Here is a 9,288-nt window from a genome sequence, read left to right as displayed (position 1 = left end):
TTAAGGCAACTACCTGAAAATAAGGTAACAGTTTCAGGATGGGGAGTTCCGGGCAACATACGGAAAATTAAAAGGTCGCCACCCACCCAGGTTTATAATTCTATTTTCCGGGAGTTGCCTAAGCTTTCACCACCCAAGCAAATCCAGGCCACGGTGTAGCTCCCCTCCTTAGCCGTAACCATTCAGGGGGTGCCTATGAAACGCGTAATGCTCCCCCTGCAAAAAGTCGAGCAATCAATAATGGTGGAGTGCGGACAGCAGGATTAATGCCGGGCAGGCTCTAAGGCAATCAGTCCTTGGGGCAGGCAAAAAAACGGTCCAGCCGGAAGCAGGCAATGGCGAAGATGATCAGGTGATCCCCTGCTTTCAGTACCGTGTCTCCGTCCGGTACGATCACTTCATCCCCTCTGACTATGGTCCCTATTAGCAGTCCCCTGGGAAAATCCGCCTCGGCGATTCTTTGACCCACAACACATGCCGACTCCGGCAGGATCACCTCCATCACTTCAGCGGCTTCTTCCTTGAGCAAAGACAGAGAAACGACATCTTCACGTCTGGTGAAGCGCAGGATCTGAGCCGCAGTTATCAGGTGCGGGTTTATGGTTTCCTCTACTCCAACGGTTTCGTAGGTGGAGGCATAACTGATCCTGGTGAGCTCGGAAATGATTTTGTGAACCCCCAGTTTCTGCCCCATGATGGAAGCAACGATATTGGTCCGGTCGTCCTCAGTGGCCGCAACCAGGATATCCGCCTCTGCTATTTCTTCTTCATTGAAGTATGAAACCTCGGTACCATCGCCCTGAAGGACCGTGGTCCTGCTCAGTTTTCTGTTGAGTTCCTGCACCCTTTCTGCATCTTTTTCAATAATCTTGACCAAAAAGGAGTTCTGCTTGTCTGATTCTAAGATGGAAGCCAGGGAGTATCCGATGACCCCACCGCCGAGTATAATCACCCGTTTTATCCGTCTGGATTCATGGTGCAGCAGCTGGCTGGCTTTGCGCATTACGTCGGTTTTTCCGATAAGGTATACCTTGTCCCCCACCTGTATTTTGTCCCTGCCTCCAGGGAGGGCAAAACCGCCGTCGGGCCTCTTGATGCCCACAACAATGCAGCCTTTGGGCAAAGGCAGTTCCTGAAGGGTTTGATCTACCAGCCTGGCCTCACTGGTTACCGTGGTGGCAACCATCATGGCCTTTCCCCTGGCAAAATACTCCACTTCTACGGCTTCAGGAAAATTGATGGTCTTGGCTATTTCCTGAGCCACCGCCTTTTCCGGGCTGATGATCATGTCAATGCCCACCTGCTTATGGATCAGCCCCCGGGTATCCACGTCAATGCTCCCGGCGCTCTCCGGGTCGCGGACCCTGGCGACGGTAAAGCTCACCTCAAGCTTCTTGGCGATCATGCAGGCGATGATGTTCACTTCATCAGAGCCGGTAACGGCTATGAGCATTTCAGCATTTTTTATTTTGGCTTTATTCAGAATATCAAGGTTTGCGCCGTTGCCGATGATGACCGCCACATCCAGTTCTTCGCCCAGTTGCTCTGCTATCTCGCGGTCCTTTTCCACAACTGCAATTTTCTGCTGCTTATGGGCCAGGTTCTGGGCCAGTTCGCGGCCCACATCTCCTCCGCCTATTATTACTATATGCATAACAGATATCCTCCCAGGAGGCTTATATTTTCAGCAGTCCAGGGTGTCAACGGCAAGGATAAAAATTTAAGCACTCTTTTTTTTGATCCTGCTGCCGAATCTGCGATCAATCCTGTCAGCCAGGGCAGGGGCCTTACGGAACAGATAAACGCCTATGGTTGCCGTGGTTACTATGTAGATGCCCAAAAAAACACGCAGGACCGGCTCGGCAAGAGCTGCTATGACTACAGAAAACTCACCCCGGGGAACCAGGGAAAAGGCCGCCCGGATTGCTCCCTTGAAAGAAAGGCCGTAAATCCTGCCTCCCCAGAATCCAACAATAAGCTTGCCCGCAATAGCCCAGATAACCAGGACAACCAGAGCGACGGGGGAAATTACTCCTGTCCCCAGGGTAATGGTTGTGCCGAACCAGAAAAAGAAAAAAGGCAGGCTCAGGTCTTTTAAGGGAGCGATGATTTTGCCCAGTTCTTTAGAAGTGCCGGTTTCTGAAAGTATTACCCCGGCCAGGAATGCGCCCAGAAGCTTGGACAGGTCCAGGGCTTCGGCCAGGCCGGCAAAGATCAGGGCTATGGAAACAGCAAAAAGGGGCATGAACTCCCTGGTCATGTATCTTTGAACAAACACGTCCAGCCTGCGGAAGCCATAATAGGCCATGAGGATGGAGGCTGCGGTGATGATCACCACCTTGATGAAAATAAGGGCGATGGCCCCCGGGGTGACTACGCCGTGCAGGGTCAGGCCCACCAGGAAAGAGACCAGAACCGGGGCAGCCAGGTCTTCGAAAATCAGAAGTGCCAGCTTGAACTCACCTTCAGGAGTGTTGGTACGCTTAGTATCCTCCAGCATCTTCACCGTGATGGAGGAGCTGGTGGCGTAGGCTACTCCACCTATGATCAGTGCGGCCAGAATATCAAAACCGAACAGACAGGCAAGCAGAAAACTGCCGCCAAAGTTGATCCCGATATCCATGGCTCCGACTTTCCATATACGGCGGGAGATATTGACCAGCCTGGCCAGAGGGAAATGCAGCCCAAGGAGAAAAAAGAGCAGGACAATTCCCATCCGGGCGATCTGGTCGACTATATCCAGTTCCCTGGGGGTGAACAGGCCGGCCAGGGCAACTCCCAGAATAATATAGGCCAGCAGTGATGGAAATTTCAGCCGCTGAAAAATATAGCTGACCAGGAAAAACAGGAGGAGCATTGCTCCTCCAAGGAGAAACAGGTTCTCAGTAAAATCCATTCAAAAAATCCCCTGAAGACAGTCTTGATAAAAAATATGGATAAACTGTTAATAAAATGACAGGTTTATTGTGACAGCAACATGATGAAATGGCTGAATTCAATCTGTAGTTGCTTGTAAGCGATACGCTGATCCCGTATTTTAAGAGAGGGAATTCAGGCTTGTCAAATTTACAGGGGTTACAGGGTGTTGTGGAGATTAAACTGTATTTTCCAATGGTTATGCAATACATACCATGATTGTATATTATCATCCAGCAGGAAATATGGTTTGTTTTTTTTGTTTCAGGTTTTTATTGCCGGCCTGATATCCAGGCACCCCGGGCGGGGGAAGGTGCCTCCGGCAATTGTCCTGTCCTGCCGGGTTGACCAGCGGCCTTTATGAATTTAAGAGTTACCATGTTCGAATGAACTGAGCCTAAACTTCGCAAAATTTTAAACAAAGGCAGGTTACAACATGGAATCCAAAGAACTCTATAAAACCATTTACAAGATTGCCAGGGTAGTCAATTCTTCACTGGAACCAAGAGAGGTCCTGGGGCAGATTGTGGAACAGGTCACCAAGGCCATGAACGCCAAGGGCTGCTTTATCCGGCTGCTGGACAGAACCGGCACCGTTCTCAAGCCAGATGCCTACTACGGCCTGAGTGAACGTTACGCCCACAAAGGGACTGTGGAAGTGGCCAAGAGCAAGCTGGACCAGGAAGCCCTTGAAGGCAGGCCTGTCTATATCGAAGATGTGCGGACCGACCCCCGGTTTCAATATCCGCAGCAGGCATCGGAAGAGGGCATAGTCTCGCTGCTGGTGGTTCCGCTCACAGCCCAGGGAGACAAGATAATCGGCGTTCTGCGGGTATATTCAGGGCAGGCCCGCAGTTTTACCGATGAAGAACTGGATTTTCTGAGCTGCACTGCCAACCTGTGCGGCATAGCCCTGGAAAACGCCCGTATGTACCACGCACTGAAGCGGACCAGCGAACTGGCCAACGAATATGTATACCAAGTCTTTGAGGACTAACTGGTTTTAATGATAACATGCATTACGTTTTATAGAAATGAATGATCCCGCGGGCGTGAGGACCAGAGGACGCGCCGGGTATACATGCCAATTTAAAATATCGCACTAAAGGTGCGTCTGGAGGAAGACATGAGCAAGAAGGTAAGAGTAGGAATAAACGGCTTTGGCCGCATCGGGCGGCAGGTACTAAAAGCCATATGGAAATATCACCGGGATACCATTGAAGTCGTGGCGGTGAACGACCTTTTCGACATCAACACCAATGCCCATCTTTTGTCCCGGGATACCAGCTATGGTCCTTTTGAGCCCAGTATCAGCGTCCAGGGTGACGCCATCCACGTAGGTGATGACTTTGTTGTGCACAACAGCGCTGAACGCGATCCGAGGCTTATTCCCTGGGGTTCTCTCGGCGTAGACGTGGTACTGGAATGCACGGGAATTTTCCGCACCAAAGAAAAGGCTTCCATGCACTTAGAGGCCGGGGCCAGAAAGGTCATTATCTCCGCCCCCGCCAAGGAAGAGGATATAACCATCGTCCTGGGCGTGAACGAGTCCGATTACGACCCGGACAGACACCACATCATCTCCAACGCCTCCTGCACCACCAACTGCCTTGCTCCGGTGGTCAAGGTCGTTCACGAGCATTTCGGCATAAGCAAGGGGGTCATGACCACAGTCCACGCTTATACCAATGACCAGCGCATACTTGATTTGCCCCATTCCGATTTGCGACGCGCCCGGGCAGCGGCCTGCAACATGATCCCCACTTCCACCGGGGCGGCCAAGGCCGTGGCACTGGTTATGCCTGAGATGGAGGGCAAGTTTTCCGGGTTCTCCGTGCGTGTGCCTGTACCTACTGTTTCCCTGGTGGACTTCGTCTGTGAGCTGGAACGCGACGCAAGCACCGAGGATTTGCGCTCAGTACTCAAGAGTGCAGCGCAAGGCCCGCTGCAGGGCATCCTGGGCTATTCAGAAGACCCGCTGGTCTCATCAGATTTTATCGGCGATCCCCGTTCATCGATTGTAGAAGCCGACTTCACCATGGTTCAGTCCGGGAATATAGCCAAGATATATGCATGGTACGACAACGAATGGGGCTATTCCTGCCGCATCGGCGACCTGGTGGCCTACATGGCTGATAAGGGGCTGTGATATTTTCAGCTGGTTGGCCGGGAATCATTCTAAACGCGATAATGAATATGCCAGGTTATTGCCCTTTTGGCTTGACTTTAGCATAACAGCTGTCTATCAGAAACACTAAACCAGTCCCCGGCGGTCTGAAATTAAAAACATGCCCGGGGTTTTTTCTGTTTTCCGGCGGCAAGGGCCTTTCATGAAATGCCCTTGCCGCAAAAAAGATCACCTGGGCTGCACGCAAAGTTTCTTTGTAGTTTTATTAAAATGAGAAACCTGTGCAGCAAAAAAACACATTGAAATGACCGAGCTGAAATTGTAGTTGTCTTTAAGGGGGCTGATATGGATCAGGATTTTGAGCAGAGGTTCACCGCAATTTTTCAAAGGGAGGAGCAGTTTGCTCATACCCTGGCGACTTCTGTTATCCAGAAGCCCAAATTGAGCGTATGGATGTTTTTGGTGCCTATTCTTTTTATTTACCATGCTAACCATATAAAACGCTATAAGAATAATCTGGCCAATTTTCAGCAAGGGTTTACACGCACCAAGCTGCATGCCCTCAACCTGGCCAGGGAGGAACTGGTTCGCGGAGAAAAAAAAGAGGAAAGGGAGATGGATCTTTTTGCGGACTACGATGTTGACGGCCCCAACGTTCAGGAGGTCCGCAACAGGCAGATGGAGGAAATCCGCCTGCTCATAAAACATTACCGCAGTCTTCTTCGAAGCTCCGGCAGGGATTACCCCGAACTGGTCAGATCTGCCTACAAGACCAAAAATGAATACAAGAAGTTTTTGAACAAGCTGAACCAGGCTGAGAAAGAAGTGAACAAGGCCGCCCTGCATGCTTTTCACGACAGTGACGACAGCCGCAAGGTGGTTTCGGAGATGGAAAAACAAGCTTCCATACTGCGCAACCAGGAAGCCGGCAGCATTTTCAGTTCCTGACGTATAAAGCTGTCAGCTCCTGCTGCCCTGAAGCCCGTCCGGGTTTCCAGGAGGTTTGCCATGGGTTTGTTGCATCAGCCTTCCGGCATAACTCCCGACAGCGGGAGAAGTAAGCGCAGGATTTTTGCTCCCCGCAGATGTCCGAGTTGCGGGGTCCTGGCGCAAAGCCATCACACCGTCTGCACTTCCTGCAAAGCTCGCCTTTATTGCCCCAAAAAAGTTTCCGACTTGAAGATCATGACCCTGGGAGTGCTTCTTTCTCTGCTCTGCTTTATACTTGTGGTGTGCTTCATGTTTGTCCTTGACAGGATGACTTGAAAGCGCTGCATGACAGCCGGGAGGATTTTTTGTGTATACGGAAGCAGGGTCTTGTTTGACCGTGCTCCCGTACACTGGTGTAGTATGGAGGGGTTTATCTCACCGGGTCGGCCCGAAGTCCGGACTTGACATCCCTGTACTCTTCCACGTCGCTGTAGGTAAAGGCACTGACATCTATGCCGCTTTCCCGGAAGGCCTGTTTGACCTCCTGGACTACAGGCAGGCTGTGCAGGTAGGCAACGCCTATCCCCAGTATCAGGAGCAGGGAGGATGTCACCAGGATCCTTGCCCATTTTCTTTTTGCCCCGGCCGGGGCTTTCGCATCGGCCGGGGCTTTAATGGTTTCTTTATTGTTCATTTCTTGCCCTGTTTATCTGATTTCCATCAGATGTTCAGTTACGCCGGGGAAGAAGACCATGAACATCAGCCAGGCCAGGAACAGAGTCAGGATGACGTTGAAGCCCTGGGTGAAGACATAGTGGTACAGGATCTTTCCGCCGGCAAAGTACTTGGCCAGTTCGCGGAAGTTGGTGGCCAGACCGATGCTGGTAAAGGCCATGGCAAAGAACCAGGCCCGCAGCGGGTTGGCCCATCCGCCCAGGACGCCGTCGCTGACAATGGTCTCGCCCATCTGGTGACCCATGGCTTCGTACACGATGGTAAAGAAGATTGAAGCCGCCACAAAGCCGATAACGAACTTGGGAAAGCGGACCCAGATTTCGCGCAGAGCTGCGCCCACGGTCAACTCTACATTGCTTCCCTCACGTTCCACCTTGGTGGCCCAGTAGGCAGCGATACCGAAAGCCAGGATACCGATCATGACGTTCTGGATCATCTTCAGGGTGGCTGCGGTGTACATGGCTCCGGGGCCAAGAAGCTCGCCCGCGGCCACAACTGCACCGGTGGAGTCGACAGTACCGCCGACCCATGCACCGCCCAGAATGGGGTTCATTCCCACGGCCATGACCAGTGCCGGCATGAGGAACATGCCCAGGGCGGTGAAAACTAAGGACAGACCGACAGCGATAGTCAGTTCTTCACCCTTGGCCTTGGAGGCTGCTGCAGCGGCGATGGCTGCGGACACACCGCAAACACTTGCTGCTGCGGCCACGCATATATTCAGGGGCTTGGAGGGCAGCTTGATGTACTTGTTACCCACCCAGTAGCCGATGATTAGAACGGTAGGTGTAACACCCCAGGCCACCACGATGCCGGGAGCACCGATCATAAGGATCAGGCCGAAAAGAATGCTGCCCCCGAGAAGCACCAGTCCGGTCTTGATGTAGTACTCGGTCTGAACCGCTGGTTTGACCCAGCCAGGTGTACTCATGGTATTACTGATGAGTAGACCAATTATAATACACCACAGCACATAGCTCAAGCCGTATTCACTGGCTATGGCGTGGTTGCCGATGAAGAATCCGATTATGGATATAATGAACACTATGGGATAGCCCACCAGAAATGTGCCCACATTGCCGCCCATGAAGCTGATGCCTATGGCGAACATGAGACCGGTAAAGATCATGAGCAGAATCATGGAGGGGATAAGATTGTAGCCGGAAACATTGGCATCGCTTCTGGCGCTGGACTCTGCGTCCCGGGCATCCAGCCAGGCATCGATGGCGTTGACGGCCTCTTCGTTTAAGGCTTCATCCTCGAAATCGGCCTCTGCAGCTGCGGCCTGGGCCTCTTCAGCCTCAGCCAGGGCCTCTTCAGTTGCCTGCTGGGCTTCTTCATATGCCGGCTTTGCCTCTTCACGCATTTCAGCAGCCCTGGACTCGCTCATGTAGAAGGCTTGCACAGGGTTGTCATCCCAGCCCCTGGGACGCTGGATAAGCCAGCCCATTGCAGGTCCCAGCCCATGGTCCCTGGCCCGGATGCTGTCCAGTTCATCCTGGGCCTTGATCTGCTCTATAGTGGCAAAGGGGGCTCTTTCTTCCTCGTACTCAACCACTGCCTCGTGTTCTGCCAGCTGTTCTGGGGCGTCCGAGGGAGTTGCTCCCCAGAAGACCACAAGGGCGAATAATAGAAGGGCCAGACCAAGCCAGTTGGCCCACCAGTCTTCCTTCTTCCACAGTTGCGACCAGTCTCTGCCCTTGCCGGTGGAAGATGCTGCAGCCATTTCTTCCTTGATGGCTTCCTGGGCTTCTTTCTTGTCATGTTCTGCCATGATTTAGATCTCCTTGTTCATTTAAAATAGTTATGGTATAAAATATGTGACTGCAAAAAAATACCGTCGCGTCTTCTAAAAGGTATCTTTACTGAAAATTATTTGATAACTATGACACTTCTTTTTCCAGTGTTTATGACTTTGCAGGTTACCCCTCCAAGCACTCCTCTTGCATCTGCTCCATGTGACCCGGATGCGCCCATAACTATATAATCAGCATTCACTTCATCTGCAGTCTCGAGAATTACCTTTTCTGGAGCGCCTGACTTGATCATTACCTGCCCATCAACACCCTTTTCAGTTAGCCTGCCTTGCACATTATTTTTGATTTCGTTGCCTTCTTTTTGCAGAGTGCTTTCCAGTAGATTGCATTCATCTCTTCCTACGAATGAAATACAAAGGTCAGGCACAACTACAACAGAATAAACTTTGCCTCCACCCAATTTTCGGCAAAAATCTATTGCCTTGTCCATAGTCTTGTTTGCAAACTCGGATCCATCATGCGGAACTAACAGGTTCATAAGTCCACTCCTTAAAAATAGTATAGGGTTTATAGTAAGTTGCTCCGGTCCACCTGCATCTTTATAGCAAAATATGGGCCATAGTTTGTGTTTCGTGTCACTATATAAAAAAACAATGCTATTATAACAGGTTAGGGTGTTGCACAAACAAAGGGAGGCTTGTTTTCATGGTAAAAAAATGATGTTTGGTGCTGTGTTGAGGGTGCTGGTGCCAACTAAGGTTGGCACTGGGGCATAAGTAAGGAAGTAAGTAGAAATAATCTTTACAAAAGCATTGACTTCTC

8 protein-coding genes are annotated in these 9,288 nt (G+C 51.2%); 3 read left to right on the top strand and 5 right to left on the bottom strand.

Features of this window, described 5'->3' with window-relative positions; genetic code table 11:
* Nucleotides 1–289 precede the first annotated feature (289 nt).
* Together trkA and D5S03_RS06770 are read right to left on the bottom strand one after the other, a co-directional pair.
* Entirely contained in the window at nt 290–1,654 is a 1,365-nt protein-coding gene (trkA, locus tag D5S03_RS06775) for a Trk system potassium transporter TrkA (RefSeq protein WP_287043126.1), read from the bottom strand.
* 66 nt (nt 1,655–1,720) lie between these two features.
* Nucleotides 1,721–2,896 (bottom strand): cation:proton antiporter, encoded by a 1,176-nt coding sequence (locus D5S03_RS06770; protein ID WP_287043125.1) that lies wholly within the window; start codon nt 2,894–2,896, stop codon nt 1,721–1,723.
* Between the two features lie 456 nt (nt 2,897–3,352).
* On the opposite strand from D5S03_RS06770, the gene D5S03_RS06765 reads away from it, so the two are divergent.
* From D5S03_RS06765 to D5S03_RS06755, 3 genes are all read left to right on the top strand, one after another.
* Complete coding sequence (locus tag D5S03_RS06765; RefSeq protein WP_287043123.1) at nt 3,353–3,913, top strand: GAF domain-containing protein; 561 nt, start codon at nt 3,353–3,355, stop codon at nt 3,911–3,913.
* A 129-nt stretch (nt 3,914–4,042) separates the two neighbouring features.
* Complete coding sequence (gap, locus tag D5S03_RS06760) at nt 4,043–5,065, top strand: type I glyceraldehyde-3-phosphate dehydrogenase (protein WP_287043121.1); 1,023 nt, start codon at nt 4,043–4,045, stop codon at nt 5,063–5,065.
* A gap of 324 nt (nt 5,066–5,389) precedes the next feature.
* A complete protein-coding gene (locus D5S03_RS06755) occupies nt 5,390–5,992 on the top strand; it encodes an NF038143 family protein (RefSeq protein WP_008868363.1) in 603 nt (200 codons plus the stop codon).
* A gap of 412 nt (nt 5,993–6,404) precedes the next feature.
* Here D5S03_RS06755 and D5S03_RS06750 read toward each other — a convergent pair whose 3' ends face one another.
* The 3 genes from D5S03_RS06750 to D5S03_RS06740 form a co-directional block, all read right to left on the bottom strand.
* Nucleotides 6,405–6,668: a hypothetical protein gene (locus D5S03_RS06750; protein WP_287043120.1), complete on the bottom strand. Its 264-nt coding sequence runs from the start codon at nt 6,666–6,668 to the stop codon at nt 6,405–6,407.
* A gap of 12 nt (nt 6,669–6,680) precedes the next feature.
* Nucleotides 6,681–8,483 carry a YeiH family protein gene (locus D5S03_RS06745; protein ID WP_287043118.1) on the bottom strand — a complete coding sequence of 601 codons (1,803 nt, stop codon included), beginning with the start codon at nt 8,481–8,483 and terminating at the stop codon, nt 6,681–6,683.
* Between the two features lie 98 nt (nt 8,484–8,581).
* Complete coding sequence (locus tag D5S03_RS06740) at nt 8,582–9,004, bottom strand: universal stress protein (protein ID WP_287043117.1); 423 nt, start codon at nt 9,002–9,004, stop codon at nt 8,582–8,584.
* Nucleotides 9,005–9,288: the final 284 nt, after the last annotated feature.

Origin of the sequence: Desulfonatronospira sp. MSAO_Bac3, assembly GCF_003838035.1 — a bacterium.
Taxonomy (GTDB): Bacteria; Desulfobacterota; Desulfovibrionia; order Desulfovibrionales; family Desulfonatronovibrionaceae; genus Desulfonatronospira; species Desulfonatronospira thiodismutans.
The sequence above is the reverse complement of the archived record's forward strand: the minus strand, read 5'-3'. Positions and strand labels throughout refer to the sequence as shown.

Coding starts and splice junctions, on each gene's coding strand:
- trkA (WP_287043126.1), bottom strand. CDS start 1,654: ATGCATATAGTAATAATAGGCGGAGGAGATGTGGGCCGCGAACTGGCC.
- D5S03_RS06770 (WP_287043125.1), bottom strand. CDS start 2,896: ATGGATTTTACTGAGAACCTGTTTCTCCTTGGAGGAGCAATGCTCCTC.
- D5S03_RS06765 (WP_287043123.1), top strand. CDS start 3,353: ATGGAATCCAAAGAACTCTATAAAACCATTTACAAGATTGCCAGGGTA.
- gap (WP_287043121.1), top strand. CDS start 4,043: ATGAGCAAGAAGGTAAGAGTAGGAATAAACGGCTTTGGCCGCATCGGG.
- D5S03_RS06755 (WP_008868363.1), top strand. CDS start 5,390: ATGGATCAGGATTTTGAGCAGAGGTTCACCGCAATTTTTCAAAGGGAG.
- D5S03_RS06750 (WP_287043120.1), bottom strand. CDS start 6,668: ATGAACAATAAAGAAACCATTAAAGCCCCGGCCGATGCGAAAGCCCCG.
- D5S03_RS06745 (WP_287043118.1), bottom strand. CDS start 8,483: ATGGCAGAACATGACAAGAAAGAAGCCCAGGAAGCCATCAAGGAAGAA.
- D5S03_RS06740 (WP_287043117.1), bottom strand. CDS start 9,004: ATGAACCTGTTAGTTCCGCATGATGGATCCGAGTTTGCAAACAAGACT.